The following is a 14,661-nucleotide window of genomic DNA, read 5'->3' on the forward strand; positions in this document are numbered from 1 at the left end:
GTGGTTCTGGTTGGTGGGGGGCGCGGGGTGGCGGGGGGTTCGCCTGGTGTCCGTGAGGGGCGCGGGGGACTGCGCGACCGGCCCCCAACCGGCCGGTGGTCCGTTCGCGAGGCCGCAGGTGGTAGGGGCGGGGGTGGTTCTCGCTGGTGGTGGGGCGCGAGGCGGCGGGGGGTTCGCCCGGTGTCCGTCAGGGGCGCGGGGGACTGCGGGACCGGCCCCCACCTGGCCGGTGGTCCGTCGCGAGGCCGTAGGGGGTAGGGGCGGGGGTGGTTCTCGCTGGTGGTGGGGCGCGAGGCGGCGGGGGGTTCGCCCGGTGTCCGTCAGGGGCGCGGGGAACTGCGCGACCAGCCCCCACCGGCCGGTGGTCCGTCGCGAGACCGCACGGGGCAGAGACCGGGGTGGCCCGCCGCAGGCGCAGGTCCCGCCGCAGGCGGAGGCCCGCCGCAGGCGTGTGCGCGGCCGGCCGCGGGGCCCACCGCACCCCGGGGTGCGGCCCCACGCCGCCCCGCCCGTCGCGCGGGCGAAAGCGGAATGGGAGATACCCACAGGCCCGGACGGCGTGACGGACCGGTCTGAGAGAGTGGGGACATGGCCGGAGCCGAGAGCGCGGCGGGGCCGGGCGCGGGCACGGCGCGGAGAGGAGCGCGGAGATGAATGCGGGCATGGGCGGCCGCCACGTCGTGGTGATCGGAGGCGGCATCACCGGCCTCGCCGCGGCACACCGACTGCTCGCCAGGGGCGCGGCGGTGACACTGCTCGAGGCCTCCCCGCGGCTGGGCGGCAAGCTGCTCGTCGGCGAGCTGGCGGGCGCCCGGGTGGACCTGGGCGCGGAGTCGATGCTCGCGCGGCGGCCCGAGGCGGTCGCGCTGGCCCGGGAGGTCGGCCTCGGCGACCGCCTCCAGCCACCCGCGACGGCCACCGCCGCGCTCTGGACGCGCGGCGCCCTGCGGCCCATGCCCAGGGGCCATGTGATGGGCGTGCCCGCGGACGCCGCGGCGCTCGCCGGCGTGCTCACCGAGGAGGGCCTGCGCCGCATCGAGGAGGACCGCACCCTGCCGCGCACCGAGGTCGGCGACGACGTCGCCGTGGGGGAGTACGTCGCCCGGCGGCTCGGCCGCGAGGTCGTCGACCGCCTGGTGGAGCCGCTCCTGGGCGGTGTCTACGCGGGCGACGCCTACCGCATCTCGATGCGCGCCGCCGTCCCCCCGCTCTTCGAGGCCGCCCGCGCGCACACCTCGCTCACGGAGGGCGTGCGCGAGATCCAGCGCCGCGCGGCCGGGCGGCAGCAGCAGGGCCCGGTGTTCATGGGCATCGAGGGCGGCGTGGGAAGCCTGCCCGCGGCGGTCGCGGACGCGGTACGGGCCGGTGGCGGCGAGATCCTGACCGAGGCCCCGGTCACCGCCCTGCGCAGGGCACGGCCCGCAGCGGGGGCCGGCGGCGCGGCCGGGGACCCGGCGGGCGGCCGGTGGCGGATCACCGTCGGCGGCCCGGCGGGGGCGGGCGGACCGGCCCCGGAGAGCGGACCGGCCGGCCCCGGCCCGGGCGCGACCGGGGCGTGGCCAGGCTCCGGGGAGAGCCCGGGCGGCACGGGCGCCGGCGCTCCCACGGGCCCCGGCAGTGGCTCGGGCGCACCCCCCGCGGGCGCTCCCGGCCGCACCATCGACGCCGACGCGGTCGTCCTCGCCCTCCCCGCCCCCGCCGCCGCCCGCCTGCTGGCCCCCGAGTCACCGGCGGCGGCAGCGGAGCTGAGCCGCATCGAGTACGCGTCGATGGCCCTGGTGACCCTCGCCTACCGCCGTGCGGAGGCGGCGCTGCCCGCCGGCAGCGGCTTCCTGGTGCCGCCGGTCGACGGGCGCACCATCAAGGCGTCCACGTTCTCCGGCCAGAAGTGGTCGTGGGCCGCCGAGGAGGACCCCGGCCTGCTGCTGCTGCGCACCTCGGTCGGCCGCCACGGAGAGGAGGAGGTCCTCGACCGCCCGGACGCCGACCTGGTGGCCGCCTCCCGCCGCGACCTGGGCGCCGCGACGGGGCTCGCCGCCACCCCCGTCGCGTCCGTCGTCACCCGCTGGCACCAGGGCCTGCCGCAGTACCCGGTGGGTCACCAGGCGCGGGTGGCCCGGATACGCGACCAGCTGGCGAAGCTCCCGGGCCTCGCGGTGTGCGGCGCGGCGTACGACGGCGTCGGCATCCCCGCCTGCATCGCCGGCGCCCAGGCCGCGGTGGACCACCTCGCGGGCGACCCGTCCGGCACGGCCGACCTCACCCGGAACCCGGTGCAGAGTCTGCACGGCGGCGCGGGAGAATAGCCCCATGAGTGCTGCTGACCCCGATGCCCGCGAGCCCCAGGCCCCCGAGCGGATCCCGAACGCCGGCAAGAAGGCCAAGGACCTGAACGAGACCATCCGCTACACGCTGTGGTCCGTCTTCCGGCTCCGCGAGGCGCTGCCCGAGGACCGCGCGGCGCACATCGCCGAGGTCCAGGAGCTGTTCGACCAGCTCGCCGCCAAGGACGTCACCATCCGCGGTACCTACGACCTCTCGGCGCTGCGGGCCGACGCCGACCTGATGATCTGGTGGCACGCGGAGAGCTCCGACCAGCTCCAGGAGGCGTACAACCTCTTCCGCCGCACCCGCCTCGGCCGCGCCATGGAGCCGGTCTGGTCGAACATGGCCCTGCACCGCCCGGCCGAGTTCAACCGCTCGCACATCCCGGCGTTCCTCGCCGACGAGTCGCCCCGCGCGTACGTCAGCGTCTACCCGTTCGTGCGCTCCTACGAGTGGTATCTGCTGCCCGACGACGAGCGGCGCACCCTGCTCGCGGAACACGGCAAGATGGCCCGCGGCTTCCCGGACGTGCGCGCGAACACGGTCGCCTCGTTCTCGCTCGGCGACTACGAGTGGATCCTCGCCTTCGAGGCCGACGAGCTGCACCGCATCGTCGACCTGATGCGCCATCTGCGCGGCTCGGAGGCCCGCCGGCACGTGCGCGAGGAGGTGCCCTTCTTCACGGGCCGCCGCAAGCCCATCGCCGACCTGGTGGCCGGGCTCGCCTGACGCCTCCGGCGGCCGGCGCCGTCACACCCGCGTCAGCGCCACCCGGGCCGCCCGCACCATCCGGGTGACCGGATGGCTCGACGGCGGCTTCGGGCCGGAGCGCTCCAGCCACCAGGCCGTCAGGCGGCGCCGGGCGCCCGCCTCGTCCGGGCGGCCGGCGAGGAGCAAGTGCTCGGCGAAGTCGAGCGCGTCGCGCCGGTACCCATCGGTCAACGGACGGGTGTGGGCGTACGAGAGGAAGGCGGCGCGGTAGGCGTCACCGAGGATGCCGGGCAGCTCCGGCGCGACCTTCGCCACGATGTCCGCACGCTTGCCGGCCAGCGCACGGCCCTGCACCGCGAGCCGGGCCCGGTCGAAGCCCTCCGGCGCCGGCGTGCCGGCCACCAGAGAGGAGAGCAGCGCGGCCTGCGCCAGAGCCAGCCGCTGACGCGCGGGGTCGGTGCCCGGTGCGGCCTGCGTGCCGGTGGCGGGCGTGCCGGCCGGGGCTTCCGGTGAGGTGGGCGCACCCGGCGCCGGTGCCCATGCCGGTGCCGGTGTGCGGTGCGTCGTCGCGGTGGTGGAAGCCGCGGCGGCCGTGCCGGCCTCCGGAGCTTCCACCACCGCGCCCCCCGTGGCCGCCTCTCCCCCGAAGGCGGTCTTTCCCCCCGCAGTGGTCCCCTTGGTGGCCAGCCGGCCGTGCCGTGCCGCCGTGACCGTCTCGCGGATCGTCCGGAGTTCGGCCTCCAGCTCGGCCGGGGCCGGGAAGTTCTCGTCGCGCTCCAGGAGGACGCCGGGCGGGGCCATCCGCGCGGCCAGGTCGGCGAGGATGCCGAGCACCGGGCGGGGGACCGGGTGGGCGTGGCTGTCGTGCCAGACGCCGTCCCGCTCGAAGCCGCCCGCCACGTGCACGTAGGCGATGGCCTCCACGGGCAGTTCGTCGAGGGCCGTCGCGGGGTCCTCGCCGCGGTTGACGTGGTTGGTGTGCAGATTGGCCACGTCGATCAGCAGCCGCACACCGGTGCGCTCCACCAGCTCCGAGAGGAACCGGCCCTCCGTCATCTCCTCGGCCGGCCACGAGAACAGGGCCGCGATGTTCTCCACCGCGAGCGGCACCGGGAGGGCGTCCTGGGCGATCCGGATGTTCTCGCAGAGCACGTCCAGCGCGTCCCGGGTGCGGGGCACCGGCAGCAGGTGGCCCGCTTCCAGCCGCGGCGACGCGGTCAGCTCGCCACCGGCCCGCACGAAGGCGATGTGCTCGGTGACCAGCGGAGACCCGAGGGCCTCGGCACGCGCGGCGAGATCGGAGAGCCGCCCGGGGTCGGGCCGCTCGGCGCCGCCGAGTCCGAGGCCGACGCCGTGCGGCACCACGGTCACGCCGCGTTCGCGCAGGCGCAGCAGGGAGTCGGGGAGGTGGTCCGGACAGAGGTTCTCGGCGACGGCCTCGACCCAGTCGACGCCGGACATCCGCTCCACCGCCTCGGCGATCTCGGGCCGCCAGCCGATCCCGGTCCCCAGCTGCTCCATGTGCCCTCCCCCTTCGTCTCCTTCGTCGTTGCCGTCCGGCCGGTCCTCTCCCTGTCTCCGCCGTGCGGCCGGTTCACGCCGTGTCCCCGCCGGGCCGGCGGGGACCGGCGCCCCGCCCCGAGCCCCCCGTGCCCGGGGCGCGCCGCATCGCCGCGCCGGACCTGTGCCGCGCCGTGACGTTGTCATGACCAGGGTGGCGGCCTGCGAATCGTCGGTGCGCGCCTTCAGAGGAACATTTGAGCTTTGCGGCCGGACGCTGCCGTCGTGCGGTGGAAGTGGTGCGGTGCCCCTGGGGCCCCGGCCGTCGCGGTGCCGTACTTCGACGCGCCACGATCCGTGCGGGCCGCATGGCCGCGGTGCGCCGCAGCGCCGACGCGTTGCGTGCGCAGGGCCTCCGCCATCTCGACGGTGCCGATGCCGAGAATCCCCGGTGGCTCGGGTGGCTCGGGTGGCTCGGCGGCCTCGGGGCGAGGCGGCCGCCGTGCCGCTGCCCGGCGCGCCGCGTTCCCCTGGCGCGCAGCCGCGTTACGGCCGCCGGGTGCCGGACAGGCCCGTCACCCGGTGATGGCCCTCGACCGCCACCGTGTCGCCGGGCGCGATCTCCGTGAAGCCCGCGTCGCGCACCACCGGCGTCCCGCTTGCCGTGACGGTGCGCCAGTGGGCGGGGTCGGCGGTGCGCACGGAGAGGGGGAAACCGGCCTGGCGCCACGCCGTGCGCTCCGGCTCGGACAGGTCCCACCAGGCGAGTTGGGCGCCGTGCCCGGCCTGGGCCATGGCCTTGCCCGCGGTCATATCGACATGCGGACTTATCCACAGCACGGGGGCCGCGGGGTCGGGCTCGCCGGGCGGCTCCGGGTCGTCGAGCTGGGTGCCGGAGACCTGGAGCCGGGCCAGTTCCTTCGGCCAGCCGTCCAGCGGGACCGGGGGGAAGACCCGTATCTCGGCGCTCCGTCCGGTGACCGTGATGCCGTCCAGCGCGCCCGCGCGACGCCATTCGGCGCCGCGCGCCCGGCGCACCACCTTCCGGATCCGGGCGTCCTGCCAGTCCCGCACGGCCTGCGCCCAGAGCCCCGCGCCGAGGGACCGCGGGTCGCTGAGCATCACCAGCACCGCACGGGCCGCGGTCTCCAACGCGTCGGTACGGGCCGGGGGAGCGGCGCGCTCGATCCGTACGACCAGCGGCAGCACGAACTCCCGCGCCTCGTCGCGCGCCGACCCGACGTCCTGGAACGGGCTGTCCCGGCCGTCGTCCAGCCCCTCGGCCACCCGCGGCGCCGCGCTGTCCCCACCCGTGTTCTCACTGGCGTTCTCACTGGTCACGCGTCCAGTCTGCCAGCAACTCGCGCGGCTCCCGCAGCCCCGGCCCCCGTCTCCTTCCGGTGGCTTCCGGCCTCGTGGCGCACGGCTCCGTGGCCGTCGGCCCCATGGCTTCCGGCTCCGTCGTCTGCGGACCTCGGCCTCCGGCCGGCTGGCTCCCGGCCCGCGGTTACGGTGGGAGGGCCGTGCGGACGTGCGGTCGGTACGGAGGGGTGGCCGGTGCGGGCCCGCCGGTCGTCCGACCCATGGCCATGGCCTACCTGGCCTACGGCTTCGGACGTTCCGGGGCGGACGCCTGTGGGCGCGCCGGACACGCGCCGCGCCGGACACGCGCCGCGCCGGACGCGTACCGGACGCGTTCCGGCGGCACGTGCGGAGCCCCGGCGCCGCCGCGCACGTCCTTCCGCCCGCCCCTGAAGCCCACCGGGATCACCGGAACCGGCCCGTCCACGGCGTCGCTTGGCGTTGTCCGTCCCGGGCGCCAGGATGGGGCGCATGACGCGTGCTCACGTCTCCCGCCCCAGCGGTCCGGGCCGCCGCTCCCCGGGCCGCAACGCCCCGGACCGCACCCGCGACCCGATGGCCGCCCGTGTCCGGCTGGACGGGGCCGGCCGCCGGTACGGCCTGCGGGGCCCGTGGGTGCTGCGCGGGGTAGACCTGGAGGTGCCCGCCGGGGCACTGCTGAGGATCGACGGCGTGAACGGCAGCGGCAAGTCGACGCTGCTGCGCCTGCTCGCCGGCATCGACGCACCCAGCGAGGGCCGAGTCACCGGCCGTCCGCGCACCGCCTACGTACCCGAGCGCTTCCCGGCCCAGCTGCCCTTCACCGCCGAGGGATACCTGATCCACCTCGGCCGGGTGCACGGCCTCACCCGCGCCGCCGCTGAGCGTGGCGCCGCCCGGTGGCTGGAGCGTTTCGGCGCCGCGCAGCACCTGCGCACACCGCTGTCCGAGCTGTCCAAGGGCAGCAGCCAGAAGGTCGCCGTCGCCCAGGCGCTGCTCGCCGAACCGGACCTGCTGCTGCTCGACGAGGCCTGGACAGGACTGGACACCGCCGCCCGCGCGGAATTCGACGCCGCCGTCCTCGAACGCACCGCCGCGGGCTGCGCCGTCGTCTTCGTCGACCACGACCCCCACCGGCTCGCGGGTCTGCCCGACGCGACGTACATGGTGGCGGACGGCACCCTGCACCGCCGGGTGACCGCGGCCCCCGTCCCGTCCGTCACCGTCGAGACCCTCGCCCCTCCGGGCGCCGACCCGGCCGCGCCGCCGCCCGTCGGCCCGCTCCCGGTCACGCGCACGCCCTCCGGTGCTCTCCGGCTGACGGTGCCCGCCACCGATTCGGACGCCGTCCTCCGCGGCCTGTTGACCGCACGGCCGCCGTGGCACGTGGTCTCGGTGACGCCGACGAGGACCGCCCCCGAAGCGCCCACCGTGCCGCCGGCCACCCCGGTGGTGACGCCGACCACGGGGGAACCGTCTGCGAGGAACGGAACCACCGGGAGCAGCGGGAGCCTTGGGAATACCGGGAGCCTCGGGAGTGCCGGGGACGCCGAACACGGCAGGGCCACCGGGGGCTTCGGGAGCACCGGGAGTACTGGGAACGCCGAACACGGCGGTGCCACCGGGGGCGGAGGCACCGGGAGAGCCGGAAGCACCGAAGCCGGCGGAAGGACCGGAAGCGCCGAAAACACCGGAAGCACCGAAGCCGGCGGAAGGACCGGGAGCACCGGGAGCACCGGAGGCGCCGCGGACACCGGAAGCACCGGAGGTGCCGCAAGCAGGGCGCCCCTCACGCCCGCGCCGCGCACCGCCCCCTCCGTGCCGGCCCCGGCGACGGACGGAGGCGCCGCGTGAGCGCGCTGCTCCACTACCACTTCGCCCTGCTGGTGCGTTCCCAGCGCTGGCTGCCGCCGCTCTTCCTCTACGCCGTCTTCCTCGGCGTCGGCGTCAGATCCGGCCAGCCCGTGCTGGACAGCCTGGGATATGCGGCCGCCTGCCTGCTGCCCGTGGCGGCCTGGCTGGCGCGCATCTGCGTGACGAACGAGCCGCCCGCGGCGCGCGGTTGCGTGGCCGCGCCCGCCGGCCCGGGTCGGGCGCACCTCGCCTCGCTGCTGGTCGCGTTCTGCACGGCGGCGCTGCTCGGCACCGTGGCCGTCCTGCTCATCACCGCGATCAGCGACCCGGCGAGCAGTGACCACCAGGTGCCGGTGCCCAAGGTGCCCGCCGCCGGCGCCGGGCTGCTCGCCATGCTGGCCTGCGCCCTGCTGGGCACCGCGGTCGGGGCCGTCACCAGCAGGCCGCTGCTGCGCACCACGGGGCGTGCCGTGCCGGCGCTGGTGCTGGCCGTGATCCTGGCGCTGGTCCTGGCGGGTTCGCCGGCCCGGCAGGCCCTCACGGACATGGTCACCGGTTCCCAGGACGGCGCGATCCGTGTGCCGCTGCTGCCCTTCGTCGCGGGCGCCGTCATCGCCGGCGCGGCCACCGCCGTGGCCTGTGCGCTGACCTCCCGCCGCGACTGAGGGCCGACCTCCCGCCGCGACTGAGGGCCGTCGGCCGGGGGCCGTGCCCGCGGCTCCCCGCCGACGCGTGGCAGCGCCGGTGACGACCGTCGCGTCGACCGGCGCCCTCCCGTGGCGGTCCCGAGGCCGCCGCCCGGCACCCGGCGGGCGCAGTGCGGGCGTGCCCCGCCGCTCTCATCCGGAGCACGCCGTGCGCTGCGCCTCCTGCCACTCGCACACCGGGCAGAGCGTGATGCCCCGGTGGCTCTCGGGGTACTCCGTGGTGGCCCGGCACAGCACGCACTCCGCGTACGGCGGCCCGGCCGTCTCGCCCGCCGGGGCCCGGCCGACCGTACCGGTCCCACACTCGTCCGCCACGTCCTGCTCCCTCCGCGCTTTGTGCCCTGTGCCTGCCCGCGCCCCTCGACGCTCTCGGTGGCTCACCGTCAGACGCACCCGTGGCTCACCGGCACGACACGCCTGTGGCTCACCAGCAGCCACACCTGCCTTAACGGTCCTCACCAGGAATCTCTTCCCCGTCTCTCCGCCACGGCGAGCTCTCCGCCACCGCGAGTGGGCGCTCCCCCGCCGCCAGAGGGCGCGGTCCCGGTGCCGTACGTGCGCCGGGACCGGCCCCGTACCGGGACGGCGGGGCGTGCCCGCGCCGGGTATCCGCTCTCCGTTCAGTCCTCCGCGGGAGGCCGGGCGGCCGGGACCGTCGGCACGGGGAGGTCCCGGGCCTCGCGGGCCAGGGCGGTGAGGCGGGACAGGGCGCGGAGGTACTTCTTCCGGTAGCCCCCGGCCAGCATCTCCTCGCCGAAGAGCAGGTCGAGCGGCTCGCCCGCGGCGAGGACGGGCACCTGCCGGTCGTACAGCCGGTCGGCGAGGACCACGAGCCGCAGCGCCGCCGCCTGGTCCGCCACCGGGCGCACCCCGGTGAGACAGAGGGCCGTGACCCCGTCGAGCAGCGCACCGTAGCGGCTCGGATGCAGCCCGGCCAGGTGCCCGAGCAGCCGCGGGAAGTCGTCGAGACAGGCCCCGGGCAGGGTGTGCGCCGCCCTGACGACCTGCTCCGGCGGTACCGGCGGCGGGGCGGGCGCCGACCCGCGGTGGCGGTGGTCGGACCCGTCGATGCGGAACGTCCGGAACCGTGCCGCGAGGCCCTGGATCTCACGGAGGAAGTCCCCGGCAGCGAACCGGCCCTCGCCGAGCCGGCCGGGCAGCGTGTTCGAGGTGGCGGCGAGCGCCACGCCAGCCTCGCCGAGCCGGTCGAGCAGGGACGAGACGAGAACGGTGTCCCCGGGGTCGTCGAGCTCGAACTCGTCGATGCACAGCAGCCGGTGCCCGCTCAGCGCCCGTACCGTCTCCCGGAAGCCCAGCGCACCCACCAGATGCGTCAGCTCGGAGAAGGTGCAGAAGCCCTTGCGCTCGACGGGAACCGGGACGGCGTGCCAGAGCGCGGCGAGCAGGTGCGTCTTGCCGACCCCGAAGCCGCCGTCCAGGTACACGCCGCCAGGACCCGCCGGCGGTGCCGTCCGCGCCCCGAACCAGCGGCGTCGCCCCGACCGCCCCGATCGCCCCGACCGCCCCGATCGCCCCGACCGCCCATCGCCGGAGCCGCCGACCTCCGCCGCGAAGGCGCTGAGCGCCTGTACGGCCGCCGCCTGGCTGGGGATCCCGGGATCCGGCACGTATGTCGCGAAGCGTGCGGAGCCGAAGCGCGGCGGCGGCACCAGCTCGGCGACCAGCCGGTCCGCCCCGGCCTCGGGCACGCGGGCGGACAGCGACGCCGGCTCCAGGGCGGGCCGGGGGCCGTTCTCGGGGGAGGCGGCGGACCATGACACGCTTCCCCAGCGTAAGCACCGTGCGAGACTGCACGGCATGCGACGACTCTTCCCTGTGACCGAGGAGACACCAGACAGGACGGGGCGTCGGGGGGCACGGGAGCGGACCCCGGGCGCGGGGGAGACCGGGGGACCCGGGGCGCCGCCGGGGGCCGGGGCACCCGGAGAGCCCGGGGAACCCGGAGCGTCCGGCGAGCCCACGGGGCTTCTGGGACCCGGTGCCGACGCGGTGGCGGAGCCGAGGACGGCGCCGGGCGCCACGGCCGGTACCGGCCCGGAGCCCGCGCCCGCACGGCCCGCGACGCCCGGACGCCCGGCGGACCCGGAGAGCCCCGAGTGGGGATTCGACGAACTCGCCGACGCGTACGCATACCCGGAGCCGGAGCCGGAGCCGGAGCCGGAGCCGGAGCCGGAGCCGGGGCAGGGGCAGGGGCCGGGGGCGGGGCAGGAGCCCGGGCGGAGGGGGCCCGGGGAGACGCTGTCCGGCCGCCGGGACGGGGGCGCGAAGCGCCGGGAAACGGGCACGGGGAGCTGCGCGACCAGCCCCGAGGGGCCGTCACCCGGCGACGAGACAGCGAGGGGCTCACAGCGGAGCCGCAGCGCAGAGGCGGGGAGTGGCCGCGCCCCAACCCGGGACGCCCCGGACGCCCCGGACGCCCCGGATATCCGGGATGTACCGGACCGCAGGAGCACCCCGGACGCCTGGTCCCGGGAGCAGGACCGGACCCGGAACCGGACCCGGGCGGGGGGCGCCGCCCCCCGCCCCTGGCTGCGCGCCAACATGGTCTCCAGCCTCGACGGCGCAGGCGAGCACGACGGCCGCTCGCAGCCCCTCTCCAGCCCCGCCGACATGCGCGTCTTCGGAGTGCTGCGGGCCCTCGCCGACGTCGTGATCGTCGGCGCGGGCACCGTGCGCGACGAGGGGTACCGTCCGGCACGCGCGCGCCAGGCGTTCGCGGCTCGCCGGGCGGCGGCCGGCCAGGGCCCCGCGCCCGCCATCGCGGTGGTGAGCGCCGGCCTGGATCTGGACTTCTCCCGGCCGCTGTTCACCGACCCGCTGGTGCCGACGCTGGTCGTCACCGGGGCCGGGGCACCGGCCGACCGGCTGGCCGCCGCGCGCGCGGCCGGCGCACAGGTGGTGATCGCGGGCGCGGGCGCCGGCGCGGAGCCGTCGCAGGTGGTGCGGGCGCTGGCCGAGCGCGGCCACCGGCGGCTGCTGCTGGAGGGCGGGCCACGGCTGCTGGGCCAGTTCGTGGCAGCCGGCGTGCTCGACGAGCTCTGCCTGACCCTGTCCCCGGTGCTCACCGCGGGCCGGGCCCCGCGCATCGCGGAAGGGCCGCGCGTCACGGTGCCGCACCGCTTCGAACTGGTTTCCATCCTGGAGGAGGACGGCTTCCTCTTCACCCGGTACCGCCGGGCGGCGGAATCCCCCGAGCCGTAGTGCCCCACCGCCGGGACAATTCCACTAACACAACGGTCGGAAAATGTCGATGGCGTTAGCGGAATGGTCGTCGCGACATACCCGAATAGGTGAACGTGGCGCGTGTGTTCCCCCTGGGCGACACGCACAATCGATCATACGAGTCATGCCTGTCGGGCCATCTCGACCGGCTCGACCAGCCACTTCGGCCGCTGCACCCGCTCCGGGTGGCAAGGAGGACGAGAAGTTCCGCATTGCCGTTGCCGGGCACACGGAAAGACACCGCGTGTGTGTGCCCAAGGGGCAGGATGGTTTCCGCAGGGGCCTGACGAGGGCGGGCCCGAGGAGGAGAGGGGCGTCTGTCGTGTTCACGAGCGTACTGATGATCGAGAAAGCCCTGACATCCGCCGACGTCGAATTCGTCACCACATTGCACGGAGACGAGGGCGTCTCCTTCCAGGTGATGCTGCAGCCCCGTGGCGATCAGGCCGACCGGCTGCTGAGAGCCATCGACGACGTGGCGATGGGCGAGCTGGACGAGGCGGCGCACGAGCCCCCGTCGTCCGCGGGCCGGGACACCGAGGGCCAGGCCGAGCAGGCCCTGGAGGTCTCGCTGGCCGCGCTGCACGCGGCGGGCTGCGAGGCGGAGGGGCGGCTGATCGAGGACCACCCGCTGGACGCGCTGAAGTCGCTGGTGGAGGAGGCCGACGCGGACGAGGTGATCGTGCTGACCGATCCGCACTATGTGGAGGAGTTCTTCCACCGCGACTGGGCGTCGCGGGCCCGCCACAAGGTGGGCGTTCCGGTGCTGAAGCTCTTCTCGCACAGCAAGGCGTAGGGCGCCCGCACCCCAGGCCGCCCCGCCCCGCAGGAACTCCGCACGCCCGCACGCCCGCAGGTCCGCACCCCACGTGCCCGGACCGGCCCGGCCCCCCGCCACCCCCGCAGACCGCCCGCCGGCACGCCCCGTTCGCGCCCATACGCCCCTCCGCGCACGCAGACCCGCGTACGCCTCCGCCGCGTACGCATCCCGCGCCACGACTCGCGCCAGCCCCCCTTCTGCCCGGCACACATCCGCCCCCGCGGACAGCCGTACCTCCGCGCAGGTCTCCGTATCCCCCGCGCCACACCTGACCGCGCCCCTCGACGGTCCCCGGCCGGCCCCGGGATGCCCACCGCGCACCCACCTCCCCCCGACGCCGGGGACTGAACGAGCCCCGCGCCGCAGGTCGTACCGGCCCCGCGCCGCAGACCGAACGAGCCCATGCCGCAGGCCGTACGGGCCCCCGCGCCGCAGGCCGGACGGGCCCCCGCGCCGCAAACCGTACGAGCCCGCGCCGCATGCCCTCGCGGTCCCGCGCCGTATGCCGTGGGCGCCGGTCGCGGCGGTCCGGGACCCGAGGGCATAGGCTGGGCCCGCCCGTGGGCGTCCCGCGTGCGGGCACCGATGCGACCGGCCCCGTGGCCCCGCCCCGTACGCGCGCGTACGCACCCCGTGCCGTACCGCCCGCACACACCGCGAAGGCCCCGGCCCCGCACCGTCCGCCCGACCGTCCGTCCGTCCGTCCGTCCATGACCATCCACAGAACCGTCCGCACACACGCACCTGGAGAGACACGCATGGCACCCGGCCTTCCTGCCGAGCTGACCCGACCGCACTTCATCGGCATCGGCGGCGCCGGAATGTCAGGCGTCGCGAGGGTCCTGGCCGAGCGCGGCGCGGCCGTCACGGGCAGTGACACACGGGCGTCCGCGACCGTACAGGCCCTGCGCGAGCTGGGCGCGACCGTGCACATCGGGCACGACCCGGAGCACGTGGCGCCGGAGGCGAGCTGCGTCGTCGTCTCCTCGGCGATCCGGGCGGACAATCCGGAGCTGGTCCGCGCCGCCGAGCTGGGCATCCCGGTCCTGCACCGCGCGGACGCGCTCGCCGCCCTGATGACGGGCCTGCGGCCGATCGCCGTGGCCGGCACCCACGGCAAGACCACGACCACCTCCATGCTGGCGGTGGCGCTGACGTCCCTGGGCCTCGACCCGACGTACGTCATCGGCGGCGACCTGGACGCGCCGGGTTCCAGCGCCCACCACGGCAAGGGCGACATCTTCGTGGCGGAGGCGGACGAAAGCGACCGCAGCTTCCACAAGTACGCGCCCGAGGTCGCCGTCGTCCTCAACGTGGAACTCGACCACCACACCACCTACGCGTCCATGGACGAGATCCACGACGCGTTCGTGACCTTCGCGGGCCGGATCGCCGACGGCGGGACGCTCGTCGTGTCCGCCGACCACGAGGGGGCCCGGGAGCTGACGCGCAGCCTGCCCGAGGGGCCCCGTGTGGTGACGTACGGTGCGGCGGCCGACGCGGACGTGCGCGTGCTGTCCGTGCGGCCGCAGGGGCTGCGCAGCGAGGTCACGGTGCTGATGGACGGTGCCGAGCTGACCTTCACCGTCTCCGTGCCGGGCCGGCACTACGCGCACAACGCCGTGGCGGCGCTCACCGCGGGCGTGGCGCTGGGCGTCCCGGCCGCCGACCTCGCCCCCGCACTCGCCTCCTACACCGGTGTCAAGCGCCGCCTCCAGCTCCGCGGCGAGCAGGCGGGGGTGCAGGTCATCGACTCCTACGCACACCACCCCACCGAGATGACGGCGGACCTGGAGGCGATCCGCGGCGCGGCGCCCGACGGCCGCGTCCTGGTGCTCTTCCAGCCGCACCTCTTCTCCCGCACCCAGCAGCTCGGCACCGAGATGGGCCAGTCCCTCGCCCTCGCGGACGCCTCGGTGGTCCTGGACATCTACCCAGCTCGCGAGGACCCGGTTCCCGGCGTCACCAGCGACCTGATCACCGCCCCGGCCCGGGCGGCCGGCGCGGACGTCACCGCCGCGCACGACAAGGAGACGGCCGTGGAACTGATCGCGGGAATGGCGAAGCCCGGTGATCTCGTTCTCACCATGGGCGCGGGTGACGTGACGGAGCTCGGGCCCGAGATCCTGACCCGCCTGTCGTCTCTGTCGAAGTGAGGGG

10 protein-coding genes and 1 pseudogene are annotated in these 14,661 nt (G+C 76.2%); 7 read left to right on the forward strand and 4 right to left on the reverse strand.

Annotated elements, in window-relative coordinates:
* The first annotated feature begins 650 nt into the window (after positions 1-650).
* Together hemG and hemQ are read left to right on the forward strand one after the other, a co-directional pair.
* Positions 651-2,306 (forward strand): protoporphyrinogen oxidase, encoded by a 1,656-nt coding sequence (gene hemG / locus ACSMXW_RS29330; protein WP_485800743.1) that lies wholly within the window; start codon positions 651-653, stop codon positions 2,304-2,306.
* 4 nt (positions 2,307-2,310) lie between these two features.
* Positions 2,311-3,054: a hydrogen peroxide-dependent heme synthase gene (hemQ, locus tag ACSMXW_RS29335; protein WP_485800745.1), complete on the forward strand. Its 744-nt coding sequence runs from the start codon at positions 2,311-2,313 to the stop codon at positions 3,052-3,054.
* 21 nt (positions 3,055-3,075) lie between these two features.
* On the opposite strand, the gene ACSMXW_RS29340 is transcribed toward hemQ, so the two are convergent.
* Both ACSMXW_RS29340 and ACSMXW_RS29345 read right to left on the reverse strand, forming a co-directional pair.
* Entirely contained in the window at positions 3,076-4,557 is a 1,482-nt protein-coding gene (locus ACSMXW_RS29340; RefSeq protein WP_485800746.1) for an MbnB/TglH/ChrH family RiPP precursor modification enzyme, read from the reverse strand.
* 525 nt (positions 4,558-5,082) lie between these two features.
* Positions 5,083-5,877, reverse strand: coding sequence for a peptidyl-tRNA hydrolase (locus ACSMXW_RS29345; protein ID WP_485800747.1), 795 nt, complete (start codon positions 5,875-5,877; stop codon positions 5,083-5,085).
* A gap of 576 nt (positions 5,878-6,453) precedes the next feature.
* Here ACSMXW_RS29345 and ACSMXW_RS29350 point away from each other — a divergent pair.
* Both ACSMXW_RS29350 and ACSMXW_RS29355 read left to right on the forward strand, forming a co-directional pair.
* Positions 6,454-7,281, forward strand: a pseudogene (locus ACSMXW_RS29350) (ABC transporter ATP-binding protein); the annotation flags it as partial.
* Between the two features lie 446 nt (positions 7,282-7,727).
* Positions 7,728-8,396: an ABC transporter gene (locus ACSMXW_RS29355; RefSeq protein WP_485800749.1), complete on the forward strand. Its 669-nt coding sequence runs from the start codon at positions 7,728-7,730 to the stop codon at positions 8,394-8,396.
* Between the two features lie 174 nt (positions 8,397-8,570).
* Here the strand turns inward: ACSMXW_RS29355 and ACSMXW_RS29360 are convergent, their stop codons facing one another.
* Both ACSMXW_RS29360 and zapE read right to left on the reverse strand, forming a co-directional pair.
* Positions 8,571-8,753: a hypothetical protein gene (locus ACSMXW_RS29360; protein ID WP_485800751.1), complete on the reverse strand. Its 183-nt coding sequence runs from the start codon at positions 8,751-8,753 to the stop codon at positions 8,571-8,573.
* Positions 8,754-9,058: 305 nt separating this feature from the next.
* On the reverse strand, positions 9,059-10,219 hold the full coding sequence (zapE, locus tag ACSMXW_RS29365) for a cell division protein ZapE (protein ID WP_485800753.1): 1,161 nt from the start codon (positions 10,217-10,219) through the stop codon (positions 9,059-9,061).
* A 664-nt stretch (positions 10,220-10,883) separates the two neighbouring features.
* Here zapE and ACSMXW_RS29370 point away from each other — a divergent pair.
* From ACSMXW_RS29370 to murC, 3 genes are all read left to right on the forward strand, one after another.
* Positions 10,884-11,660 carry a pyrimidine reductase family protein gene (locus tag ACSMXW_RS29370; RefSeq protein WP_485808387.1) on the forward strand — a complete coding sequence of 259 codons (777 nt, stop codon included), beginning with the start codon at positions 10,884-10,886 and terminating at the stop codon, positions 11,658-11,660.
* 343 nt (positions 11,661-12,003) lie between these two features.
* On the forward strand, positions 12,004-12,477 hold the full coding sequence (locus ACSMXW_RS29375) for an indole-3-glycerol phosphate synthase (protein ID WP_485800754.1): 474 nt from the start codon (positions 12,004-12,006) through the stop codon (positions 12,475-12,477).
* Positions 12,478-13,259: 782 nt separating this feature from the next.
* Entirely contained in the window at positions 13,260-14,657 is a 1,398-nt protein-coding gene (gene murC / locus ACSMXW_RS29380; protein ID WP_485800756.1) for a UDP-N-acetylmuramate--L-alanine ligase, read from the forward strand.
* Positions 14,658-14,661: the final 4 nt, after the last annotated feature.

The organism is Streptomyces sp. DSM 116793, from assembly GCF_057320905.1.

Bases quoted from the DNA above. Each gene is read 5' to 3' on its own strand.
- hemG (WP_485800743.1), top strand. From the start codon at position 651: ATGAATGCGGGCATGGGCGGCCGCCACGTCGTGGTGATCGGAGGCGGC.
- hemQ (WP_485800745.1), top strand. From the start codon at position 2,311: ATGAGTGCTGCTGACCCCGATGCCCGCGAGCCCCAGGCCCCCGAGCGG.
- ACSMXW_RS29340 (WP_485800746.1), bottom strand. From the start codon at position 4,557: ATGGAGCAGCTGGGGACCGGGATCGGCTGGCGGCCCGAGATCGCCGAG.
- murC (WP_485800756.1), top strand. From the start codon at position 13,260: ATGGCACCCGGCCTTCCTGCCGAGCTGACCCGACCGCACTTCATCGGC.